The sequence below is a fragment of the Pseudomonas sp. Y24-6 genome, assembly GCF_020295325.1.
Taxonomy (GTDB): Bacteria; Pseudomonadota; Gammaproteobacteria; order Pseudomonadales; family Pseudomonadaceae; genus Aquipseudomonas; species Aquipseudomonas gregormendelii.
Window position 1 is genome coordinate 478,059 of the sequence record NZ_JACBXG010000003.1, and the last position, 23,283, is coordinate 501,341.

The 23,283-nt window shown below is 61.0% G+C and carries 21 protein-coding genes and 1 other RNA gene; 8 read left to right on the plus strand and 14 right to left on the minus strand.

The window, feature by feature from the left end; all coding sequences use genetic code 11:
* The first annotated feature begins 73 nt into the window (after positions 1-73).
* On the plus strand, positions 74-1,240 hold the full coding sequence (locus tag HYI44_RS08530; protein WP_122838109.1) for a putative zinc-binding metallopeptidase: 1,167 nt from the start codon (positions 74-76) through the stop codon (positions 1,238-1,240).
* Positions 1,241-1,409: 169 nt separating this feature from the next.
* Positions 1,410-1,506: signal recognition particle sRNA small type (ffs, locus tag HYI44_RS08535), an RNA gene on the plus strand.
* A gap of 152 nt (positions 1,507-1,658) precedes the next feature.
* Here ffs and HYI44_RS08540 read toward each other — a convergent pair.
* Positions 1,659-2,426: a sulfite exporter TauE/SafE family protein gene (locus HYI44_RS08540; protein WP_225569214.1), complete on the minus strand. Its 768-nt coding sequence runs from the start codon at positions 2,424-2,426 to the stop codon at positions 1,659-1,661.
* A 148-nt stretch (positions 2,427-2,574) separates the two neighbouring features.
* Between HYI44_RS08540 and HYI44_RS08545 the strand changes: the two genes are divergently transcribed.
* On the plus strand, positions 2,575-3,444 hold the full coding sequence (locus HYI44_RS08545; protein ID WP_225569172.1) for a LysR family transcriptional regulator: 870 nt from the start codon (positions 2,575-2,577) through the stop codon (positions 3,442-3,444).
* Between the two features lie 11 nt (positions 3,445-3,455).
* Here HYI44_RS08545 and HYI44_RS08550 read toward each other — a convergent pair whose 3' ends face one another.
* A complete protein-coding gene (locus HYI44_RS08550) occupies positions 3,456-4,193 on the minus strand; it encodes a substrate-binding periplasmic protein (protein WP_225569173.1) in 738 nt (245 codons plus the stop codon).
* A 145-nt stretch (positions 4,194-4,338) separates the two neighbouring features.
* Between HYI44_RS08550 and dnaX the strand changes: the two genes are divergently transcribed.
* The 5 genes from dnaX to HYI44_RS08575 all read left to right on the plus strand — a co-directional run bounded on the left by dnaX (position 4,339) and on the right by HYI44_RS08575 (position 10,243).
* Positions 4,339-6,426 (plus strand): DNA polymerase III subunit gamma/tau, encoded by a 2,088-nt coding sequence (dnaX, locus tag HYI44_RS08555; protein ID WP_225569174.1) that lies wholly within the window; start codon positions 4,339-4,341, stop codon positions 6,424-6,426.
* Positions 6,427-6,492: 66 nt separating this feature from the next.
* Positions 6,493-6,831 (plus strand): YbaB/EbfC family nucleoid-associated protein, encoded by a 339-nt coding sequence (locus HYI44_RS08560; protein ID WP_028621409.1) that lies wholly within the window; start codon positions 6,493-6,495, stop codon positions 6,829-6,831.
* 306 nt (positions 6,832-7,137) lie between these two features.
* Positions 7,138-8,172 carry an NADP-dependent oxidoreductase gene (locus tag HYI44_RS08565; RefSeq protein ID WP_225569175.1) on the plus strand — a complete coding sequence of 345 codons (1,035 nt, stop codon included), beginning with the start codon at positions 7,138-7,140 and terminating at the stop codon, positions 8,170-8,172.
* Between the two features lie 65 nt (positions 8,173-8,237).
* Positions 8,238-8,840 carry a recombination mediator RecR gene (gene recR, locus HYI44_RS08570; protein WP_045060282.1) on the plus strand — a complete coding sequence of 201 codons (603 nt, stop codon included), beginning with the start codon at positions 8,238-8,240 and terminating at the stop codon, positions 8,838-8,840.
* A gap of 254 nt (positions 8,841-9,094) precedes the next feature.
* A complete protein-coding gene (locus HYI44_RS08575) occupies positions 9,095-10,243 on the plus strand; it encodes an acyl-CoA dehydrogenase family protein (protein WP_225569176.1) in 1,149 nt (382 codons plus the stop codon).
* A gap of 550 nt (positions 10,244-10,793) precedes the next feature.
* Here the strand turns inward: HYI44_RS08575 and HYI44_RS08580 are convergent.
* From HYI44_RS08580 to ccoN, 12 genes are all read right to left on the minus strand, one after another.
* Positions 10,794-11,342 carry an adenine phosphoribosyltransferase gene (locus tag HYI44_RS08580; RefSeq protein ID WP_045060280.1) on the minus strand — a complete coding sequence of 183 codons (549 nt, stop codon included), beginning with the start codon at positions 11,340-11,342 and terminating at the stop codon, positions 10,794-10,796.
* A 79-nt stretch (positions 11,343-11,421) separates the two neighbouring features.
* Entirely contained in the window at positions 11,422-12,156 is a 735-nt protein-coding gene (gene fnr / locus HYI44_RS08585) for a fumarate/nitrate reduction transcriptional regulator Fnr (protein WP_045060279.1), read from the minus strand.
* 93 nt (positions 12,157-12,249) lie between these two features.
* On the minus strand, positions 12,250-13,632 hold the full coding sequence (gene hemN, locus HYI44_RS08590) for an oxygen-independent coproporphyrinogen III oxidase (protein WP_225569215.1): 1,383 nt from the start codon (positions 13,630-13,632) through the stop codon (positions 12,250-12,252).
* Between the two features lie 176 nt (positions 13,633-13,808).
* Positions 13,809-14,492, minus strand: a complete 684-nt coding sequence (locus tag HYI44_RS08595) for a sulfite exporter TauE/SafE family protein (protein ID WP_122838114.1) — start codon at positions 14,490-14,492, stop codon at positions 13,809-13,811.
* Complete coding sequence (gene ccoS / locus HYI44_RS08600; protein WP_045060277.1) at positions 14,485-14,703, minus strand: cbb3-type cytochrome oxidase assembly protein CcoS; 219 nt, start codon at positions 14,701-14,703, stop codon at positions 14,485-14,487. Before ccoS ends, HYI44_RS08595 begins: the two co-directional genes overlap by 8 nt.
* Positions 14,704-14,727: 24 nt before the next feature.
* A complete protein-coding gene (locus HYI44_RS08605) occupies positions 14,728-17,178 on the minus strand; it encodes a heavy metal translocating P-type ATPase (protein WP_225569177.1) in 2,451 nt (816 codons plus the stop codon).
* Positions 17,179-17,333: 155 nt separating this feature from the next.
* Positions 17,334-17,873 (minus strand): FixH family protein, encoded by a 540-nt coding sequence (locus HYI44_RS08610; RefSeq protein WP_045060275.1) that lies wholly within the window; start codon positions 17,871-17,873, stop codon positions 17,334-17,336.
* An 11-nt stretch (positions 17,874-17,884) separates the two neighbouring features.
* On the minus strand, positions 17,885-19,300 hold the full coding sequence (ccoG, locus tag HYI44_RS08615) for a cytochrome c oxidase accessory protein CcoG (RefSeq protein WP_205893298.1): 1,416 nt from the start codon (positions 19,298-19,300) through the stop codon (positions 17,885-17,887).
* A 320-nt stretch (positions 19,301-19,620) separates the two neighbouring features.
* Positions 19,621-20,604 carry a cytochrome-c oxidase, cbb3-type subunit III gene (gene ccoP, locus HYI44_RS08620; RefSeq protein WP_122838117.1) on the minus strand — a complete coding sequence of 328 codons (984 nt, stop codon included), beginning with the start codon at positions 20,602-20,604 and terminating at the stop codon, positions 19,621-19,623.
* A complete protein-coding gene (locus HYI44_RS08625) occupies positions 20,601-20,786 on the minus strand; it encodes a CcoQ/FixQ family Cbb3-type cytochrome c oxidase assembly chaperone (RefSeq protein ID WP_003175465.1) in 186 nt (61 codons plus the stop codon). Before HYI44_RS08625 ends, ccoP begins: the two co-directional genes overlap by 4 nt.
* 5 nt (positions 20,787-20,791) lie before the next feature.
* Positions 20,792-21,400: a cytochrome-c oxidase, cbb3-type subunit II gene (gene ccoO / locus HYI44_RS08630; protein ID WP_009042961.1), complete on the minus strand. Its 609-nt coding sequence runs from the start codon at positions 21,398-21,400 to the stop codon at positions 20,792-20,794.
* On the minus strand, positions 21,400-22,842 hold the full coding sequence (ccoN, locus tag HYI44_RS08635) for a cytochrome-c oxidase, cbb3-type subunit I (protein WP_122838118.1): 1,443 nt from the start codon (positions 22,840-22,842) through the stop codon (positions 21,400-21,402). The genes ccoO and ccoN overlap by 1 nt, the downstream gene beginning before the upstream one ends.
* Between the last annotated feature and the right edge of the window lie 441 nt (positions 22,843-23,283).

The following is a 23,283-nucleotide window of genomic DNA, read 5'->3' on the forward strand; positions in this document are numbered from 1 at the left end:
CACCCAGCAAACTCCGGGAACGATATCCCGGCCCCAATGATCTAGTCTTGGCCAGCCCCAGGGAGAGATCGCCATGTACCGCTTCTTCGAACAGCTCAGTTCCCGCATCGCCGCGCCTTTTATCAGCGAGACGTCCCGCAACAGCAAGGTCTGGCAGTGCCGCTGCGGGCAGTCGCTGTTCTTCAGTAACAGCCAGTGCCTGGCCTGCTCGGCAATGCTGGGCTATCAGCCGGAAAAAAGCCGCCTGTCCTCCCTGCAACCCGGCCCGCAGCCCGACACCTGGCTGCTCGACGCCGAGCCCGAGGCAGGGCTGCTGCGCCGTTGCGCCAACCTCGACTCCCCAGCCGCCTGCAACTGGCTGCTGCCGGCCGATGACCACAACGCCCTGTGCATGGCCTGCAGCCTTAACCACACCATTCCGGACCTGACCATCACCGAGAATCACGAACGCTGGCGCAAGGTCGAGACGGCCAAGCGCCGTCTGGTGGCGCAACTGGTCAGCCTGGGGTTGCAAGTGATTCCCAAGACAGTCGACGAAGACACCGGCCTGGCATTCGACTTCATCGGCGTCGATCTCGAAGGGCAGGCGCCCACCACCGGGCACGCCAACGGCCTGATCACCCTGGACATCAAGGAAGCCGACGACGCCCATCGGGAAAAAATCCGGGTGCAGATGCACGAACCTTACCGCACGCTGCTCGGGCACTTCCGCCACGAGGTCGGTCATTACTACTGGGACCGCCTGATCGCCAACAGCCACTGGCTGGAGCCGTTTCGCAATCTGTTCGGCGACGATCGCGCCAGCTACGCCGAGGCGCTCGATCGCCATTACCAGCAGGGCGCCCCCCTGGACTGGCAGCAACACTGCGTCAGCGCCTACGCCACCATGCACCCCTGGGAAGACTGGGCCGAAACCTGGGCGCACTACCTGCACATGATGGACGCCGTGGACACCGCATTGGGGTTTGGCATGAGCGCCCGGGAGATGGATTTCGACTACCAGCCATTTCCGCTCGACACCCTCTACGACCCCCAGCACCCCGGTGGCCCGGCGTTCCTATCCTTCGTTAACGCCTGGATCGAACTCGCCGGCATGCTCAACGAACTGTCACGCAGCATGGGCCAGCCGGATTTCTACCCCTTCGTCCTGCCACCAGCGGTGATCGCCAAGCTGCACTTCATCCACCTGGTGATCCAGGAGGAGGGTGGCCGGGCGGATGAGGTATTGGCGCAAGCATAATTTCGGCTGGTGCTGCCGAAGGCTCGGGCCGCGTTCGGACGATCTTTAAGGGCCAACGCATGTCATTGACCGGACTCATTTTTTTTTATCCTGTCGAACGGTTGTAACTTCGTCTCAGATAGGTACAATGGCGCGGCTCGCCGACAGGTGAGTGTCGTTATGGTGACCCCATCGGTCCCCCCGCAACGATTACCCGTGAACCTGGTCAGATCCGGAAGGAAGCAGCCACAGCGGGAACATTGTGTGCCGGGGTGTGGCTGATGGGGTTACCACCTATCTCCAAGTCGTTGCGCCTGCAACGATGCACCAGTCAAAAACCTCAAAATGCGCCAGCGTCCAGATCACCTCAGCGGTGAACTCTGACGGGCAAGCGTGCTTGCAGTGATTTTTGTAAATTTCTGCGCTTCGAAAATAGCGATTAACCTGATATCGACAGTCCCATCCTCGCGATGAGGAACAGCAGTAGAATCAGAAAAAATACTCGAATAAACCCGCTGCCATAACGCAGGGCTAGAAATGCCCCGGTGAGCGAGCCTGCGATATTGCACAGGCCAACGACTCCACCGACAGCCCATAAAATGTTGCCCGATGGAATAAAAAACAGCAGTGCGGCGCTGAATGTCCCCAGGTTAACCAGTTTTGCCGAGGCTGAAGCATTTAAAAAATCAAATCCGAAAAACTTCACAAAAACAAAAAGAAGCAGGCTGCCGCTGCCCGGCCCGAAGACGCCATCATAAAAGCCGATTAAACCTCCGAAAAATACACCAAGCAGGAGTTGTCTTCTCCCGCATTGTATGTCAGTGCTGAATCGGCCTAAGTCCTTTTTGATAAAGGTGTAGATGGCCATTGCCACCAAGATGATAAAAACTGCATATTCCATTAACTTTTTCGGAATGAGAGAAACCGATAGCGCGCCAAGGTAAGCGAATATAAATGCTGAAATCATGGTTGGAAGCATGAGCTTCCATACAATTCTAATTCTCTTCACGTAAGTGGATATGGAACAGAGGTTGCCGGCCAAGACAGCCAGTTTGTTGGTTCCAAAGACTGTGGCAAGACTATGGCCGGGTAGCGCGTGTATCATTGCCGGCACCTGGACCAGTCCACCTCCGCCAACCGCAGCGTCAATCAAGCCGCCACAAAAAGCAAAAAAACCTAGCGCGATTAAAACTTTCTCGACGTCCATCAGGTATCCAGTGATTAATGCGGCCATGGGCTTCTATTAAATGGAAGAGCATTAGAAGCAGGCCAGGCCCGCACACTAATTGCTTGAGGAGTGCGCAACAAGTGCTTTATAGTGATTCAAGCATTCACTTAAAATGAGCGATATGTAAATGGAGCTGTCGCAGCTGAACATGTTCAAGGTGGTCGCTGAGCAAGGCAGTATCGTTCGGGCGTCCGAGTTGTTACATTGTGTTCCGTCAAACATAACAAACAGAATAAAGTTGTTGGAACAAGAGTTGGGCGTATCGCTTTTTATCAGGCAAGGCAGGGGGCTGGTGATCAGCCCCTCCGGGAAGTTGTTTCTTGGCTACGCAAACAAAATCCTTTCGTTGTGCCAGGAGGCTCGCGGAGCGCTGGATCCTGGGGCTGAGCCGTCAGGGGTATTGAACATTGGCGCGATAGAGTCTTCCGCCACCGGCAGGTTGCCCAAACTGTTATCCAGGTTTCATCAACATCATCCCGCTGTGCAGATGCAATTCAGCACAGGGGTATGGTCGCAGCTGATGAATGACGTCCTCGCTTATAAACTGGACGGTGCGGTGATTGCGGTCAAAAATCAGCATCCGGATATAGAGCACATGGAAATCTATAAAGAGGAGCTGGTGTTAATCGCTTCACCCCACCTCGGAAAAATCCACACCCCGCAGGATTTGAGGGGCAAGGCTGTATTCATGTGGCCCGAAGGATGTCCCTACCGAACAGCGCTGGCGAGTTGGCTCGGTGAGCATCGAGTACCTGCTGCCATTACCAGCATAGCGAGCTACGGCACTATCCTCGGTTGTGTGAGCTCTGGAGCAGGCGTCTCCCTTGTGCCAAGGGGCGTTTTTGAGCAGTTCAGGATGATCGGGGATATAGACGGGCAGACCTTTGCCGACCTGATGCCGGTCCAGAATTATTTCATATGGAACAGGCACTCAACGGCGCATCGCGCGCGCGATGCGTTTGCAGATTTGCTGAAGGATGAGTTCAAGCGAGCCTGAGAGACCGCATCTCAGGGCTTGCCGATATACAGCCGAATGATGTCATCGATCTCACCGGACATTTTCATCCGCAACAAGGTGCGCAGGATGCGTTGCACTGGCACCTTGGGGTCATTACGTACATAACACCCCACCCGCTGCTCCTGCAGCACAGCAACACTTTGCAACTGTTGCTCCGGCAGCAAGCGCTGGTTGAACCAGTCCATCGTCCACTGGTTGCTCACCGCGTAGCGATAGCGTCCTGCCAGCAGCTTCTCCAGTACCTGTTCCTGGTTGCGCGCGTCTTCGCGGTCGAGCTTGTCGGCGTCGAACAGCGGTTGCAGCGTCGGGTAGATGTAGCCGCGCACCGTGCCGATCGACTGGCGCGTCAGATGGGCCGGGTCGGCGGAAGTCAGCGGGTCAGGGCGGCTCAGCAGCACATCGGGCTGAACCCACAGCGGAATGCTCCAGATATAGTCGCCGGACTGATTGGGCAGCCAGGACTGCGCGGCATAACAGCGCACATCGATCTCGCCATGCTCCATGGCGCTCTGCACCCGCGCCCGGGGCAGTACGTGAAATTCCGCAGGCACGCCCACCTGGGTCGCCAGGCTGAGCATCACGTCATACAGGATGCCCTGGGTCGGGCGACCGTGCTCAAACTGCACCATCGGCATGGTCCAGCTGTCGGGCACCACGAAGCGCAGCGGCGCCTCTGCGGCCGTGCCGGTCAAGCTCACGAACAACAATGCCCCCAAGGCCAACCGCATAAAAGCTCCGGTACGTCTGAAACCTGAGCCGTTGAAAGCTCCCCCTCCCATGCATCTTAGCCAGATTAGACGAGGCATCGGATGCAATTTTGGCCTTGCTCCGCTAGCATTAGCCGCTTGTGTTCCTTCGTGGCGACGGTTTTCGATGAGTTATCAGGTTCTTGCACGTAAATGGCGTCCGCGCTCGTTCCGCGAAATGGTCGGCCAGACCCATGTGCTCAAGGCTCTGATCAATGCCTTGGACAGCCAGCGGCTGCATCACGCCTACCTGTTCACCGGCACGCGCGGGGTCGGCAAGACCACCATCGCGCGGATCATTGCCAAGTGCCTGAACTGTGAAACGGGCATCACCTCCACGCCCTGTGGCGAGTGTTCGGTGTGCCGCGAGATCGATGAGGGGCGCTTCGTCGACCTGATCGAGATTGACGCCGCGAGCCGGACCAAGGTGGAGGACACCCGCGAACTGCTCGACAACGTGCAATACGCCCCGAGCCGTGGGCGCTTCAAGGTCTACCTGATCGACGAAGTGCACATGCTCTCCAGCCATTCCTTTAATGCGCTGCTCAAAACCCTCGAAGAACCGCCGCCCTACGTCAAGTTCATCCTGGCCACCACTGATCCGCAGAAACTCCCTGCAACGATTCTTTCGCGGTGCCTGCAGTTCTCCCTGAAGAACATGACCCCCGAGCGCGTGGTCGAGCACCTGACCCATGTACTGGGTGTCGAGAACGTGCCGTTCGAAGACGATGCACTGTGGTTGCTGGGTCGCGCCGCCGACGGTTCGATGCGCGATGCCATGAGCCTCACCGACCAGGCCATTGCCTTCGGTGAGGGCAAGGTGATGGCTGCCGACGTGCGAGCGATGCTCGGCACACTCGATCACGGCCAGGTCTACGACGTGCTGCATGCGCTGATCGAAGGCGATGCCAGGGCTTTGCTCGAAAGCGTGCGGCACCTGGCGGAGCAGGGCCCGGACTGGAATGGCGTGCTCTCGGAAATTCTCAACGTATTGCACCGTGTCGCCATCGCCCAGGCGCTGCCTGAGGGTGTCGACAATGGCCATGGCGACCGCGACCGGGTGCTGGCCCTGGCCCAGGCGCTGCCGGCCGAAGACGTGCAGTTCTATTACCAGATGGGCCTGATCGGGCGCCGTGACCTGCCGCTGGCACCGGACCCGCGAGGCGGGTTCGAAATGGTCCTGTTGCGCATGCTTGCGTTCAGGCCGGCCGATACGGCGGACGCCCCGAGGCAGCCGCTAAAGCCAGTGGGGATCAGCCAGGCCACAGTTGATTCCGCAAATTCAGTGGCTGCCGCGCCGGTTGTTGCGCCGGTAGTCGCTACGGCAGTTGCACCTGTTGTTGCTGCACCCGTTGTTGCTCCAGCACCCGTTCCAGCACCCGTACCAGCGCCTGAGCCAGTTGCGCCGGTTGCGGCGCCAGAGCCAGTGGTGGAGCCGGTCGCCATCGAGGAGGTGGTCGACCTGCCATGGAACGACCCGGTCGAGCCCGAGGCCGTGCTGCAGCCCGCCGTCGAGCCGATGCTGGAGACCGCTGGCGAGCAGCCCGAATTGCCGCCGATGCCGCTGCCCACGCCAGACAGCGTGGTGCCGGACGCGCCGGAGTGGGCCGCCGCGCCGATTCCCGAGCCGTCCGTGGCAGAAGTCGATGCCGCCACCCCGGGCACCGACCTGGACGACGAGCCGCCGCTGGACGAGGATTACATCGAGCCGGACATCGACTCGGCCTACAGCTACCTGGATGAGCTGGCCAGTGAACACGCTGCCGAGCCTGCGCCCGAGCCAGAACCCGAGCCGGCTGCCATGCCCGCCACCGGCTTGGCCTTGCAATGGCTGGAGCTGTTCCCGAAACTGCCGATCTCCGGCATGACCGGGAGCATCGCTGCCAACTGCACGCTGATCTCCGTCGAAGGCGACAACTGGTTGATGCACCTGGACCCGGCCCACAGCGCTCTGTTCAACGCCACCCAGCAGCGTCGCCTCAACGACGCGCTGAACCAGTACCACGGGCGCACGCTGACCCTGAGCATGGAGCTGATCAAGCCCGAACAGGAAACCCCGGCCCAGGCCGCGTCCCGGCGTCGGGTCAACCGTCAGCGCGAGGCGGAGGAATCGATCCATGGTGATCCGTTCATCCAGCAAATGATGCAGCAGTTCGGTGCGGTGATCCGTAACCATACTATTGAACCTGTCGAAGCCCTGGCCAGTCAGGGCTAATAACTGAAGGCGTTCGGCCACAGGTGCCGGGCGCCGTTTTAATCCAAGTACTTTGAGGTGATTCCCATGATGAAAGGTGGCATGGCCGGCCTGATGAAGCAGGCACAGCAGATGCAGGAAAAAATGGCCAAGATGCAGGAAGAACTGGCCAACGCCGAAGTCACCGGTAAGGCCGGCGGCGATATGGTCACCGTGGTGATGACCGGTCGTCACGACGTCAAGCGCGTGAGCATCGACCCAAGCATGGTTGAAGGCCTGAGCGAAGATGATCGCGAGATGCTCGAAGCCGTATTCGCTGCCGCCGTCAACGACGCCGTGCGCAAGATCGAAGCCAACAGCCAGGACAAGATGTCCGGCATGACCGCTGGCATGCAACTGCCACCGGGTATGAAACTGCCATTCTGATTCGCCAAAGCGCGTCGGTTGAGCTACAAAAAAATGCCAGGCGTTGAGCTTGGCATTTTTGTTTCTGCCGGTTGCTCATGTGCGACCGGCCCGCCGCCTTCGCGGGCAAGCCCGCTCCCACAGGGATTGAGGCGTGCTCCCGTTCATCGCGGGCAAGCCTTGCTCCCACAGGATAGAGGCAGTCCTGTGGGAGCGGGCTTGCCCGCGAAGCAGTCAACTCGGTCTACCTGACGAAACATCGAACGCCCCACCGCCAAAAAGGTCTGCTCCCTATACCCCCCATTTAACGATCAAGGAGAAGCTCACATGCCAGATGCATTGACCCTCAACCAACGTATCGTCCTGGCCTCTCGCCCTGTAGGCGCGCCGACCCCAGAGAATTTTCGCCTGGAGCGCGAGGCATTGCCCGACCTGGCCGACGGTCAGATTCTGCTGCAGACCCTCTACCTGTCGCTGGACCCCTACATGCGCGGGCGCATGAGTGACGCACCTTCCTACGCCGCTCCGGTTGAAATCGACGAGGTCATGACCGGTGGCGCTGTCAGTCGAGTGGTGCGTTCGCTTAATCCGAAGTTCCACGAAGGCGACCTGGTGGTCGGCGCAACGGGCTGGCAGAGCCATAGCATCAGCGACGGGCGCAACGTCATCCCGGTGCCCTCCGGCCTCCCAAGCCCGTCGATGGCCCTGGGCGTGCTCGGCATGCCGGGCATGACCGCCTACATGGGCTTGATGGACATCGGCCAGCCACAGGCCGGCGAGACCCTGGTGGTCGCTGCTGCATCGGGCGCAGTGGGCTCGGTGGTCGGCCAGGTGGCGAAGATCAAGGGCCTGCGGGTGGTGGGTGTGGCAGGCGGCGCAGACAAGTGCCGGTACGTGGTCGAGGAACTGGGTTTTGACGCCTGCATCGATCACAAGAGCCCGAGTTTCGCCGAGGACCTGGCATTGGCGTGCCCCAAGGGCGTGGACATCTACTACGAAAACGTCGGCGGCAAGGTCTTCGATGCGGTGTTGCCGCTGCTCAACGCCAAGGCGCGTATTCCGCTGTGCGGCCTGATCGCCGGGTACAACGCCCACGAAGCACCGACCGGTCCGGATCGCCTGCCGCAACTGCAACGCACCCTGCTGACCAAGCGCGTGCGCATCCAGGGCTTTATCGTGTTCGATGACTACGGTGATCGCCAGCCGGAATTCATCAGCGCCATGGCGCCGTGGGTGCGCGATGGCAAGGTGAAGTTCCGCGAGGACGTGGTCGACGGCCTCGAGAATGCCCCTGAAGCGTTCATCGGCCTGCTCGAAGGGCGCAACTTCGGCAAACTGGTGGTGCGGGTCGCTCAGGACTGAGCAATTGACGCTAAAGAGAGGCGCGGGTATAAACCGCGTCTCGTTGATTTGTCGGACGTCTGCCCATGAGCTTCAGCCCTTTGATTCGCCAACTGATCGATGCCCTGCGAACCTTGCCGGGTGTTGGCCAGAAAACCGCACAGCGCATGGCGTTGCAGTTGCTCGAGCGTGATCGCAGTGGTGGCTCGCGCCTGGCATCGGCGCTGAGCCAGGCCATGGAAGGCGTCGGTCACTGCCGGTTGTGCCGCACGCTGACCGAGGACGACCTGTGCCCGCAGTGCGCCGACACTCGCCGCGATGACACCCTGCTGTGCGTGGTGGAAGGCCCGATGGATGTCTACGCCGTGGAGCAGACCGGGTTTCGCGGGCGTTACTTCGTGCTCAAGGGCCACCTGTCGCCCCTGGACGGCCTGGGGCCTGAGGCCATTGGCATTCCGCAACTGCTGGCACGAATTGAAGAGGCGGGCACCTTTACCGAGGTGATCCTGGCGACCAACCCGACGGTGGAAGGTGAAGCCACGGCGCATTACATCGCCCAGCTGCTCAACAACAAAGGCCTGATCGCCTCGCGCATTGCCCATGGCGTTCCCCTGGGTGGCGAGCTTGAGTTGGTGGATGGCGGGACGCTGGCGCATTCCTTCGCGGGGCGCAAGCCGATCGCTCTGTAACCTCCGCGATGACGCCATCGCGAGCAAGCCTTGCTCCCACAGCGCCCACTGCGCCGAATATCTCCCACACCGCACACGGCGCCGAATATCTGTAGGAGCGAGCTTGCTCGCGATGAACCCAAGGGCGCCGCGGGGTATCAGATTTCCCGCGTCATCGTTAGCGTCCATCGCGAGCGAGCTCGCACCTACATGTTTTGGTTGAAAACCAAGCAAGCGCTCGGTTAACTTCACTGGACCTTCAGTGGAGTTCGCCGATGCCTGCCTTCCAGGAATACTTCGATCCCAGCCACCAATTGGTCCGCGACAGCGTCAGACGATTTGTCGAGCGTGAAATCCTGCCGGACATCGACCAATGGGAAGAAGCCGAAAGCTTCCCCCGTGAGCTCTATTTGAAGGCCGGCCAGGCCGGGATCCTGGGCATCGGTTATCCGGAAACCTTTGGCGGCTCACACGAAGGTGATCTGTTCGCCAAGGTCGCCGCCAGTGAAGAGCTGATGCGCTGCGGCTCCGGTGGTCTGGTTGCCGGTCTGGGTTCACTGGACATCGGCCTGCCACCCATTCTGAAATGGGCCAGGCCAGAAGTCCGCGATCGAGTTGTGCCCCAGGTGCTCAGCGGCGAGAAGATCAGCGCCCTGGCGGTGACCGAGCCGAGCGGCGGCTCGGACGTCGCCAACCTGCAAACCCGCGCCGTCCGCGAGGGCGATGTCTATCGGGTCAACGGCAGCAAGACCTACATCACCAGTGGCGTTCGCGCAGATTTCTACACCGTCGCCGTGCGCACCGGTGAGCCCGGCTTCGGCGGCGTCAGCCTGCTGCTGATCGAGAAAGGTACCCCCGGTTTTACCGTCGGCCGCCAGTTGAAGAAAATGGGCTGGTGGGCATCGGACACCGCCGAACTGTTCTTCGATGATTGCCGCGTACCTGCAGGCAATCTGATCGGCGGCGAAAACATGGGGTTCGCCTGCATCATGGGTAACTTCCAGAGCGAGCGCCTGGCCCTGGCCTTGATGGCCAACATGACCGCCCAGCTGGCGTTGGAGGAAAGCCTGAAATGGGCACGTCAGCGCGAGGCGTTCGGCAAGCCCATCGGCAAGTTCCAGGTGCTCAAGCATCGCCTGGCCGAGATGGCCACTGCGTTGGAGGTTTCCCGGGAATTCACCTACCGCCAGGCGGCGAAAATGGCGGCGGGGCAGAGTGTGATCAAGGAGATTTCCATGGCGAAGAATTTTGCCACGGATACGGCAGATCGTATTACTAGCGATGCGGTGCAGATACTTGGCGGGCTGGGGTATATGCGCGAGAGTTTGGTGGAGCGGCTGTATCGGGATAACCGGATCTTGTCGATTGGCGGGGGGACTCGGGAGGTGATGAACGAGATTATCAGCAAGCAGATGGGGCTTTGAGGTCGGCGGTATGGCGACTGACGCCATCGCTGGCAAGCCAGCTCCCACAAAGATCCGCGCCGTATACAAATCTTGTGCAGGTCAAAGAACCCTGTGAGAGCACATGGGGCTGTGAGGTTGGCGGTGTGGCGACTGACGCCATCGCTGGCAAGCCAGCTCCCACAAAGATCCGCGCCGTATACAAATCTTGTGCAGGTCAAAGAACCCTGTGAGAGCACATGGGGCTGTGAGGTTGGCGGTGTGGCGACTGACGCCATCGCTGGCAAGCCAGCTCCCACAAAGATCCGCGCCGTATACAAATCTTGTGCAGGTCAAAGAACCCTGTGAGAGCACATGGGGCTGTGAGGTTGGCGGTGTGGCGACTGACGCCATCGCTGGCAAGCCAGCTCCCACAAAGATCCGCGCCGTATACAAATCCTGCGCACGACAGAGCACCCTGTGGGAGCTGGCAAGCCAGCTCCCACAAAGATCCTCGCCGTATACAAATCCTGCGCATGACAGAGAACCCTGTGGGAGCGGGCTTGCCCGCGATGGCGTCGGAACAGGCGACTTACTTATCAGTCAACGCAAACTGCGTCAGGCAAAAAGTCGGTATCCCCATATCTTCCAGCTTCTGCGAGCCACCCAGCTCCGGCAAATCAATAATCGCTGCCGCTTCATGCACCCGCGCGCCCATGCGCCGGATCAGGTTGGCCGCTGCAATCAACGTCCCGCCAGTAGCAATCAGGTCATCAAACATCACCACCGAGTCACCCTCGCACAGGCTGTCGGCGTGCACTTCCAGGAACGCTTCGCCATATTCGGTGGCATAACCCTCTGCCAGCACATCAGCCGGCAATTTGCCTTGCTTGCGAAACAGCACCAGCGGCTTGTTCAACTGATAGGCCAGCACCGAGCCGATCAGGAAGCCGCGAGCGTCCATCGCACCGATGTGCGTGAAGTCGGCTTCGACATAACGGTGGGCAAAGCTGTCCATCACCAGGCGCAGGGCCGTGGGCGATTGGAACAACGGGGTGATGTCGCGAAAGATCACGCCCGGCTTTGGAAAGTCGATCACTGGGCGGATCAGGGATTTGATGTCGAAGGAGTCGAAGACCATCGTCGAGGTGTCCTGGCAGGCTGCAAACGTCACAGTATAACGGCGGCTGAAGCGTTGCGCTCAACCGCCGTTGCCGTGATCAGCCTTCCAGGGAACCGCCGGCCAGGGCGCACAGCTGAATCGGATCGAGGATGTGGATTTCCTTGCCTTCAGCCGCAATCAGTTCGTTCTGCTGGAAGCGCGTGAACACCCGGGAGACGGTTTCCACCGCCAGGCCCAGGTAGTTGCCGATTTCATTGCGCGACATGCTCAGGCGGAACTGGTTGGCCGAGAAGCCACGGGCGCGGAAGCGGGCCGAGAGGTTAACCAGGAACGTGGCGATGCGCTCGTCGGCGGTCTTCTTCGACAACAGCAACATCATCTGCTGGTCGTCGCGGATCTCGCGGCTCATCACGCGCATCAACTGGCGGCGCAATTGCGGCAATTGCACGGCCAGTTCGTCCAGACGCTCGAACGGAATCTCGCACACCGAGGTGGTTTCCATGGCTTGCGCGGAAACCGGGTGCTTTTCAGTGTCCATGCCCGACAGGCCGACCAGTTCGCTCGGCAGGTGGAAGCCGGTCAGCTGCTCTTCGCCACCATCACTGAGGCTGAACGTCTTCAGGGCGCCGGAGCGTACTGCATAAACGGAATCGAACGTGTCGCCCTGGCGGAACAGGAACTCGCCCTTTTTCAGCGGGCGGCCACGTTTGACGATGTCGTCCAGCGCATCCATGTCTTCCAGATTCAGCGAAAGTGGAAGGCACAGCGGGGCCAGGCTGCAATCCTTGCAGTGGGCCTGACCATGAGCGCGCAGTTTGACTGGCTCGGACATTTCTTCAATCCTTGTGGGAAAAACACACATAAGACGTAAGGGTAACCCACCAGAGGACTATCCGACCAGCACGCGGCGATTTGACCCAGGTCATTAGATCACCTTGGAAAACCGCTCGCGGTTGTGTTGTCCCAGATAACGGTCGAACACCATGCACACCGAGCGCACCAGCAATCGCCCGGCGGGCAGTACGGTGATGCGATCGTTGTCGAGTTCGATCAGGCCGTCCTTGGCCATCGTCTGCAATTGCGGCCAAAGTTCGCCGAAGTAGCCGCGAAAATCGATGTTGAATGCCTGCTCGATCTCGGCGAACTCCAGGCTGAAGCGACAAATCAGCTGCTGGATCACCGCACGGCGCACCCGATCATCGGCATTGCACAGCAGGCCGCGGCTGGTCGCCAGTTGAGAAGTGGCGAGAGCGTTCTGGTAGAGATTCAGGTCGCTGCTGTTCTGGCTGTACAGATCGCCGATCTGGCTGATGGCAGACACGCCCAGGCCAACCAGATCGCAGTGACCGTGGGTGGTGTAGCCCTGGAAATTGCGTTGCAGGGTTGATTCTTCCTGGGCGATCGCCAGCTCGTCGTCGGGCAGGGCGAAGTGGTCCATGCCGATGTAGCGGTACCCGGCGGTGGTCAGTTGTTCGATGGTGCGCTGCAGCATTTCCAGCTTCTGCGCCGGGGTCGGCAACTCGTTGCTGTTGATCCGCCGCTGTGGCATGAAGCGTTCGGGCAGGTGGGCGTAGTTGAACACCGACAGCCGATCCGGCTGCAGCGCGATGACTTCCTCGACGGTGCGGGCAAAATTGTCCGGCGTTTGTCTTGGCAAGCCGTAGATCAGGTCGATGTTGATCGAGCGAAACTGCAGGGTGCGCGCGGCGTCGATCACTGCGCGGGTTTCCTCCAGGCTCTGCAGGCGATTGACGGCTCGCTGTACGGCAGGGTCCAGGTCCTGCAGGCCGATGCTGACGCGGTTGAACCCCAGTTCGCGCAGCAGGCCCATGGTTGACCAGTCGGCTTCACGCGGGTCGATCTCGATGCCGTAGTCACCTGAGTCGTCGTCGAGCAAATTGAAATGCTTGCGCAGTTGCGCCATCAGCTGGCGCAGCTCGTCATGGCTGAGAAACGTCGGGGTACCGCCGCCGAAGTGCAGTTGCTCGACCTTTTGTGTCGGGTCGAGGTGGCAGGCGATCAGCTGGATCTCCTGCTCCAGGCGCTGCAAATAGGCGTGTGCGCGGCCGCGGTCCTTGGTGATGACCTTGTTGCAGGCGCAGTAGTAGCAGATGTTCGCGCAGAACGGCACGTGCACATACAGCGACAACGGCCGCAGCGCCTTGCGGCTATCGCGCAGGGCATGGAACAGGTCGAAGCTGCCGATAGTGGCGTCGAATTGCGCGGCGGTCGGATAGGAGGTGTAGCGCGGTCCCGCCAGGTCATAGCGGCGGATCAGATCGGTGTCCCAACGAATGGCGTCGAGCATCATGCGGGCATTCCCCCGGATAGGCTGGCAGTGTTGGCGAGTCTAGGGGGTGGGGCAATGGGGCATCTTGATTTGCATCAAGAGGATTAAGATCAAAAGATCGCAGCCTTCGGCAGCTCCTACAGGGTATACGCCAATCCATTGTAGGAGCTGCCGCAGGCTGCGATCTTTTGATCCTAATGCCCCATCAACCAATGCTGATGCGGCCCCGGCAGGGTCCACAGCCCGAACAATATCACCAGCAACCCCCCGGCCATGCGCACACTGCGCTTGCGCAATAACGCGGTAACGCGTTCGGCAGCCAGCCCAGTGGCCAGCAGCACCGGCCAGGTCCCCAGCCCAAACGCGAGCATCAGCCATGCACTGTCCAGCGCATTGCCCTGGCTCGCCGCCCACAACAACGTGCTGTAGACCAGGCCGCACGGCAACCAGCCCCAGAGGGCGCCCAGCAGCAAAGCCCGGGGCAGGCTGGAGACCGGCAGGAGTTTGCTGGCAACCGGCTGGATATGCCGCCACAGGCCGCGACCGAGGCTTTCAATGCGGGTCAGGCCGCTCCACCAGCCGGCCAGGTACAGGCCCATGGCGATCAGCAGCAACCCGGCAAGCACCCGCATGAACATCGCCGCCGGGCTGTTGGCCACCGCCCAGCCCGCCAGGCCGATCAGCAGTCCAGCGGTCGCATAACTGAGGATTCGCCCCAGGTTGTACGCCAATAGCAGCCGAAAGCGCCGGCTGCGCTGCTCCTTGGGGATCGCCAGGGTCAGGGCGCCCATCAGGCCGCCGCACATGCCCAGGCAATGACCGCCACCCAGCAGGCCCAGGATCACCGCAGACACCAGCAGGGGTGCCAATTCAAGCATGGGGCGGGGCCTTGTCTTCAGGCTTGTCCACGTGACCGCTGGCCTCGTCGACTGCAGCCGTGTGCTTGGGGTCCTGGTCGTCGAACAGAATGCTGTGGGCCGGGCCGTCGAGGTCGTCGTACTGGCCGCTGTCGACGGCCCAGAAGAAAATGTAGATCGCAATGCCCACGATCAGCAGCGCGGCCGGGATCATCACGTATAAGGCTGGCATGGGTTCACTCCATGCCCGCGCGGCTCAGGCCGGCAGCGGGCGGGTTTGTGGCGTGGCACTGATGGCCGGCGCGCTCGGCAGGCGAGTCAGGCGCAGGGCATTGAGCACCACGGTCAACGAACTGATGGACATGCCGACCGCCGCCCACACCGGGGTGATCCAGCCGAGGGCAGCGAAGGGCAACATGAGGCCATTGTACAACCCGGCCCACAATAGATTCTCGATGATCACCCGCCGGGTCCGCCGCGCCAGGCTGAACGCCTGCACCAGCGCGTCCAGGCGGTTGGAGAGCAGCACGGCGTCGGCGCTGGTTTTCGCCAGGTCAGTGGCCGAGCCCATGGCGACACTGATGTCGGCGGCGGCCAGCACCGGCACGTCGTTGACTCCGTCGCCGAGCATCAACACCTTGCGCCCTTCGCGGTGCAGCTGCTGCAGCACCTGCAGTTTGTCATCCGGACGCAGGCCGCCCCGGGCTTCATCGATGCCCAGCTCGGCGGCGACGCTGGCAACCATCGGCGAACTGTCGCCGGACAGCAGCAGTGTGCGCCAGCCCCGGGCTTTGCACGCCGCCAACAGCGCCGGCGCATCGGCGCGCAGGCGGTCGTCGAGGACAAACCAGGCCAGGGGGCCATGCGCGTCGCCAAGCAGTAACCACTGGCCAGGTTCATCGGGCATCGCCGGCACTGCTGCGCCACTCAGTTCACAGACAAAACTTGGCTGGCCAATGCGCAGGCGCTGCTCGCCCACCAGGCCTTCGAGCCCCAGCCCCGGCGTGCTGTGCACTTCCTCGGCGGCCAGCGGCGCGCGACCAAACGCCCGCGCAATTGGATGTTCGGAACGGTTCTCCAGCGCCGCCGCCAGGCCCAGGCACTGGTCACTGTCGAGCGCACCGAGGGGGCGGATCGAACGCAGGGCCAGGCGCCCTTCGGTGAGGGTGCCAGTCTTGTCGAAAATCACCGTGTCGATCTGGTTCAGGCCTTCCAGCACATGCCCGCGGGTCAGCAACAGGCCCAGCTTGTGCAAGGTGCCCGTGGCCGCAGTGAGCGCCGTCGGCGTCGCCAGGGACAAGGCGCACGGGCAGGTCGCCACGAGCATGGCCAGCACGATCCAGAAGGCCCGCGATGAGTCCAGCTCCCACCACACCAGGCCGATCACGGCGGCAGCGATCAGCGACAACAGCAAAAACCACTGGGCGGCGCGGTCGGCGATTTCCGCCAGGCGCGGTTTTTCCGCCTGGGCGCGGTCCAGCAGGCGGACGATAGCCGACAGGCGCGTGTCCTGGCCGAGTGCCAGGACTTCAACGGTCAGCGCGCCCTCTACGTTCAGTGTTCCCGCGGTCACCGCATCGCCCAGGGTGCGCGGTTGCGGCAGGTACTCGCCGGTGAGCAGGGACTCGTCGACGCTGGACTGGCCGTCGAGAATCCTGCCATCGGCCGGCAGGATAGCGCCGGGATGCACCAGCACCTGATCGCCCAGGCGCAGTTCGCTGAGCAGGATGCGCTCGCTCTGGCCGTCCGCACCCAGGCGCAGGCACGAGGCAGGCAACAGGTTGACCAGTTGCGCGGTGGCGGCGGCGGTGCGCTCCCGGGCGCGGCGTTCCAGGTAGCGTCCGGCCAGCAGGAACAGGGCGAACATGCCCACCGCGTCGAAATACAGTTCGCCCACGCCAGTGATCGATGTCCAGATCCCGGCCAGGTAGGCGCTGCCGATGGCCAGCGAGACCGAGACGTCCATGGTCAGGTGGCGGGTGCGCAAGTCGCGCATGGCACCTTTGAAGAATGGCGCACAGCTGTAGAACACGATCGGCGTGGTCAGAAACAGCGCGACCCAGCGCAGGATGGTGTGCAGCTCGGGGCTCAGGTCGATGTTGAATTCGGGCCAGGTGGCCATGGTCGCCATCATCGCCTGGAACCACAGCAGGCCGGCAACGCCGAGTTGGCGCAGGGCCAGGCGGTTTTCGCTGGCCAGTTGTTCACTGGCGCGGTCGGCCTGATAGGGGTGAGCGGCGTAGCCGATGTGGCGCAATTCGCCGAGGACCTGGCTCAGGGGCAACTGCGCATCGGCCCAGCGTACATGCAGGCGATGGTTCGACAGATTGAGCCGGGCTTCGGCGACGCCAGGCAAGGCGCGCAGGTGTTTTTCGATCAGCCAGCCACAGGCCGCGCAACTGATGCCTTCCATCAGCAAGGTGGTTTCGGCCAGTTCGCCTTCATGACGCACGAACGGCGCCTGCACGTCAGCGCGGTCGTACAGCGCCAGTTCGTCCACCAGCTGCACCGGCAGGGCTTCGGGGTTGGCCGATGCTTCGCTGCGATGCTGGTAATAACTTTCCAGCCCCCCGGCCACGATGGCTTCGGCCACGGCCTGGCAACCCGGGCAGCAGAACTCGCGGGTTTGCCCCAGCACAATGGCGGTGAAGCGGCTGCCGCCCGGGACGGGGAGGGCACAGTGGTAGCAGGGGGTTGGTGTGGTCATGGGGGAAATCTAGATCTTCCGGGAGCTGCTGAGAACCCTGTAGGAGCGAGCTTGCTCGCGAAGAACGAATGAGCGCCGCGGGGTATCAGGCTCCCAGCGTTATCGTTGACGTCCATCGCGAGCGAGCTCGCTCCTACAGGGGGGGCGCGCAGGCTTTATTTTTTCAAGTCTTCCGCACCCTGCAGCGGCTCGTCGCCCAGCAACAGGTCCTTGTCATGGCTGACCTGTTCTTCTTCGAACATGCGCCAGGTCTTGTCGTTTTCCACGCCCAGCAGCTCGACAAACCGACGCCCTTCAACCTTGTCGTTCACCTGGCCAATATAGCGGCCGGCCTCGGTGTCGCTGTGGGTCAGGGTGATCTTGCGATCCTTTTCCGGCTGGGTCGGCGAGATCAGGTTCAGTTCCAGGGTTTTTGGCTGGCTGTCGCCGGTCAGGTGCAGGTCGACTTCGCCCGTCATCCCGTCCAGGTGCACGCTGGCGCGCAGTTTGAGGGTCTGCGCCAGCAGCTCGCGATCAAGCGAACGGTTGATGCCCTTGCCGGCCTCGTAGTAATTGTCGTTGACCAGGTTGTCCGGGTTGTTCACCGCAATGGTCACCATCGACAGGGTCAGGGTCACCGAGCAGGCCAGGATGGCGATGATGATCCACGGCCAGAGGTGCTTGTACCAGGGGCTCGTCGTATTTGCTGCAGGCATGTTCACTTCTCTCAACGAATTTGTGGGCCGATGAATCGGCTCTTGGCTTCAACGTGGACGCTGTCGTCATCGGCATCCTTGAGGATGAATTTCACCTCGTTGGTGCTCGATGGCAATTGCTCCGGCGCACTGGACAATTCCACCGGCTGGCTGAAAATTTCCCCGGCAGCGACCTTGATCTCACGCTTGCCTTGCAGCCGCAGGTCCGGCAGGCCGGTCGCTTCAAGCAGGTAGGTGTGGTCACGCTGGTCTTTGTTCATGATCTTCAGGCTGTACACGTTTTCGATCCGCCCTTCGGCGTTCTCGCGGTACAGCACACGGTCCTTGCTGACGTCGAAACCCACCAGCGAACGCATGAAGAAGGCCGCCATCAGCAAGCCGATCATCGCCAGCAACACCACGGCATAGCCAATCAGGCGCGGGCGCAGCTTATTGGTTTTCTGGCCGGACAGGTTGTGCTCGGTGGTGTAGCTGATCAGGCCGCGCGGGTAGTCCATCTTGTCCATGATGCTGTCGCAGGCATCGATGCACGCTGCGCAGCCAATGCATTCGATCTGCAGGCCGTCGCGAATGTCGATGCCGGTGGGGCACACCTGGACGCACATGGTGCAGTCGATGCAGTCGCCCAGGCCCAGGGCCTTGTAGTCGACGCCTTTCTTGCGCGGGCCACGGCTTTCACCCCGGCGCGGGTCGTAGGAGACGATCAGCGTGTCCTTGTCGAACATCACACTCTGGAAACGCGCATACGGGCACATGTAGATGCACACCTGCTCGCGCAACCAGCCGGCGTTGCCGTAGGTGGCCAGGGTGAAGAACCCGACCCAGAAATACGACCAGCCATCCGCCTGGCCGGTGAAGAAGTCGATGGTCAGCTCGCGGATCGGCGAGAAATACCCGACAAAGGTCATGCCGGTGACAAAGCCGATCAACAGCCACAGCGAGTGCTTGCTGAGCTTGCGCAGCAGCTTGTTGGCGCTCATCGGCGCCTTGTCGAGCTTGATGCGCTGGTTGCGGTCGCCTTCGGTGACCTTCTCGCACCACATGAAAATCCAGGTCCAGACGCTTTGCGGGCAGGTATAGCCGCACCAGACTCGCCCGGCGTACACGGTGATGAAGAACAGGCCGAAGGCGCTGACGATCAGGATCCCGGACAGCAGGATGAAATCCTGCGGCCAGAACGTGGCGCCGAAGATGAAGAATTTACGCTCCGGCAGGTTCCACCAGACCGCCTGGTGCCCGCCCCAGTTGAGCCATACCGTACCGAAATACAGCAGGAACAGCAGCGCGCCGCCCATCATCCGCAGGTTGCGGAACAGGCCGGTGAAAGCACGGGTGTAGATCTTTTCTCGAGAGGCGTAGAGGTCGACGCTGTTATTCGCGTTCTTGGTGGGTGGCGTGACGTCGTGTACCGGTATCTGGTTGCTCATCATTGCATCCCACGGCAGTGGAAAAATGCCCCGGTCAGTACATGCCGACCGCGGTCAAAAAGAGGTGTTGCAGTGGCGCAATGATACGCCTGTAGCTCTAGTCCGAGGGTGCGACCTTTGGTCACGTTGGGAGAATTTATCCGATGGTGTAATGACTTGAATCAATTGACTTGTGAGTCATGGCCAGTTTTTGCAGCGCCAGGGCCCTCCTATGGCCGTAAATTCAATCCCCTACAGGTGAAGCGTTCAGCGAGCATAGGCCATAAACAAAACGGCCCCGCCCATTCACATGGGCGGGGCCGTTTTTATTGCATCAAAGGTTACTGGGCATCTTCCGCCGGAGCTTTCTCACCGTGAGACAAGCTGTAGACGTAAGCGGCCAGCAGGTGAACCTTGTCGTTGCCTTGCAGCTGTTCCTGGGCAGGCATCTGGCCCTGGCGGCCGTAACGGATGGTCTGCTGCAGTTGGGCGAAGCTCGAACCGTAGATGAACGCGCCCGGGTGGGTCAGGTCAGGTGCACCCATTGCCGGGGTACCTTTACCGGCCGGACCGTGGCACGCCACGCAGTTGGCCGCGAACAGCTTCTGCCCGGCAGCAGGGTCAGCCTTGGCGCCTTCCGGCAGCTTGCGGCCATCGAGGTTGGTCAGCACGTAGGCAGCCACGTCCGCCACGCCTTGCTCGCCAATCACTTCAGCCCACGCCGGCATCACCGCGTGACGACCGCCCATGATGGTGGTCTTGATGGTTTCGGGCTCGCCGCCCCAGCGCCAGTCGGCGTCGGTCAGGTTCGGGAAGCCGTAGGCGCCCTTGGCGTCGGAACCGTGGCACACCGAGCAGTTGGAGGCGAACAGGCGGCCACCCATTTTCAGTGCTTGCGGATCCTTGGCCACTTCTTCGATAGGCATGGAAGCGAACTTGGCGAAGATCGGGCCGAAACGCGCGTCCGACTTGGCCATTTCCTTTTCCCACTCGTGCACGCCGGTCCAGCCGGTCTGGCCGTTGGCGAACGCGGTCTGCTTTTCGTTATCCAGGTAGTTGTAACCTGGCAGCAGGCCTTTCCAGTTGCCCAGGCCCGGGTAGAGCACCAGGTAGCCGAGGGCGAAGATGATGGTGCCCACGAACAGCATGAACCACCATTTCGGCAGCGGGTTGTCGTACTCCTCGATCCCGTCGAAGGAGTGCCCAACCGTTTCTTCCGTCTGCTCGGCGCGCTGGCCCTTGCGGGTGGACAGCAGCAGCCAGGTCAGGGCGAAGATGGTGCCCAGACTGAGGACTGTGACGTACAGACTCCAGAACGTAGTCATTCTTTGTTACTCCTAGAAGCTTGCTCGACGTGCTTGATGGCTTCGGGATCATCCGCGAAAGGCAGCAAGGTAGCGTCTTCAAACTCCGACTTGCGCTTGGGGCTGAACACCCACAGCGCCAGACCGATGAAGGCCACCATCACGACAACGGTGCCCAGGCCACGAATCATCCCGATATCCATCTAAATCACCGTTTGCTTTTGATGATGGTGCCCAGGCCTTGCAGATAGGCCACCAGCGCGTCCATTTCGGTTTTGCCCTTCACAGCATCCTTGGCACCGGCGATGTCTTCGTCGGTGTAAGGAACGCCGAGCGTGCGCAAGACTTCCATTTTCTTGGCGGTGTCTTTGCCGTCGAGCTTGTTTTCCACGAGGAACGGGTAGGCCGGCATTTTCGACTCGGGCACCACGTTGCGCGGGTTGTACAAATGCGCACGCTGCCAGTCATCGGAGTAACGACCGCCAACACGGGCCAGGTCCGGGCCGGTACGCTTGGAACCCCACAGGAACGGGTGGTCCCAGACGCTTTCACCGGCGACCGAGTAGTGGCCGTAGCGTTCGGTTTCAGCACGGAACGGGCGGATCATCTGCGAGTGGCAGCCGACACAACCGTTGGCGATGTACACGTCGCGGCCTTCCAGTTCAAGGGCGGTACGCGGCTTCATGCCTTCTACCGGCTTGTTGGTGACGTCCTGGAAAAACAGCGGAACGATCTGGGTCAAGCCGCCGATACTGACGGCGATAACCATGAAGAAGGCCAGCAGGCCAATATTCTTCTCGACTGCTTCATGCTTCATCAGTGAGCTCCAACTACAGCAATCTGTTCGGCAGCTTCCGCTTCAGCCGGGTTCGAGGCACGTACGGTACGCCATACGTTGTAGGCCATTAACAGCATGCCGCTGGCGAAGAACGCACCGCCCAGGGCGCGAACGATGAAGCCCGGGTGGCTGGCTTGCAGCGCTTCGACGAACGAATAGGTGAGGGTGCCGTCGTCGTTGATGGCACGCCACATCAGGCCCTGGGTGATGCCGTTGACCCACATCGAAGCGATGTAGAGCACGGTACCGATGGTCGCGAGCCAGAAGTGCGCGTTGATCAGGCCGATGCTGTGCATCTGCACACGACCGAACAGTTTCGGGATCATGTGGTAGATCGCGCCGATCGAAATCATCGCCACCCAGCCCAACGCACCGGCGTGTACGTGGCCAATGGTCCAGTCGGTGTAGTGCGACAGCGAGTTCACGGTCTTGATGGCCATCATCGGGCCTTCGAAGGTCGACATGCCGTAGAACGCCAGGGAGACCACCAGGAACCGCAGGATCGGGTCGGTGCGCAGCTTATGCCAGGCGCCCGACAGGGTCATCATGCCGTTGATCATGCCGCCCCAGCTCGGAGCCAGCAGGATGATCGACATCGCCATGCCCAGGGACTGGGCCCAGTCCGGCAGTGCGGTGTAGTGCAGGTGGTGCGGGCCGGCCCAGATGTACAGGGTGATCAGCGCCCAGAAGTGCACGATGGACAGGCGATAGGAATAGATCGGACGCTCGGCCTGCTTCGGAACGAAGTAGTACATCATCCCCAGGAAGCCGGTGGTCAGGAAGAAGCCCACCGCGTTGTGACCGTACCACCACTGGATCATCGCATCCGTCGCACCGGCGTAGGCCGAGTAGGACTTGAAGAAGCTGACCGGCAGGGAAGCGTGGTTGACGATGTGCAGCATCGCCGTCACGACGATGAAGGCACCGTAGAACCAGTTGCCCACATAGATGTGCTTGGTCTTGCGCTTGGTGATGGTGCCGAAGAACACCAGACCGTAGGTGACCCAGACGATGGCCAGCAGAATAGCCAGGGGCCATTCCAGCTCAGCGTATTCCTTGGTGGTGGTGTAACCCAGCGGCAAGGTAACGATGGCGCCGACGATCACCGCTTGCCAACCCCAGAAGGTGAAGGCGGCGAGGCTGTCGGAAATCAGTCGCGTTTGGCAGGTTCGCTGCACGACGTAATAAGAAGTGGCAAACAGTGCACAACCACCGAAGGCGAAAATCACCAGGTTGGTGTGCAACGGGCGAAGGCGTCCAAAGCTCGTCCATGGCAGACCGAAGTTTAATTCCGGCCATACCAGTTGCGAGGCAATGAATACACCAAGCCCCATGCCAAGGATCCCCCAGACCACCGTCATGATGGCGAACTGGCGGACTACCTTATAGTTATAAGCAGTCGGACTGATTGCTGTGCTCATTCTAAGGTTCCACGGTTTGGGTGTTTTATTAGGAGTAAAAATCGGCCGCAAGTATGTAGAAAGCGGGGGGTCATTGCAACGCGCCATGACCTGGGTCAATGCTTTCAAAAGCTGATTCTGCGGCCTTTCCATGCGCCGCGTAAGGACAAAATTGCCCATGGACAAAATGTCGCAGCAGACGAAAGAGGTGAGGGGGTCAGGTCAGATGTAACGGGGTGTGTTCAAACACAACGATCAGGGGACAGCAGGCGATTTGCGCGACAGCCGGTATCTACCAGCCTTTGCGGCCTGTCATCGAGCGAATTCGTCGAACGCATCGCGTCGGGTCGACCTGGAACCGGCTCATGCCAGTCCGCATCTGGGCAAGCTTAGACCCGAATCCGGGGAACCGAAAGGCGTACTAAGGAAGGGTGCGACACTTGGTCGCAAAGGGGCAGGGAA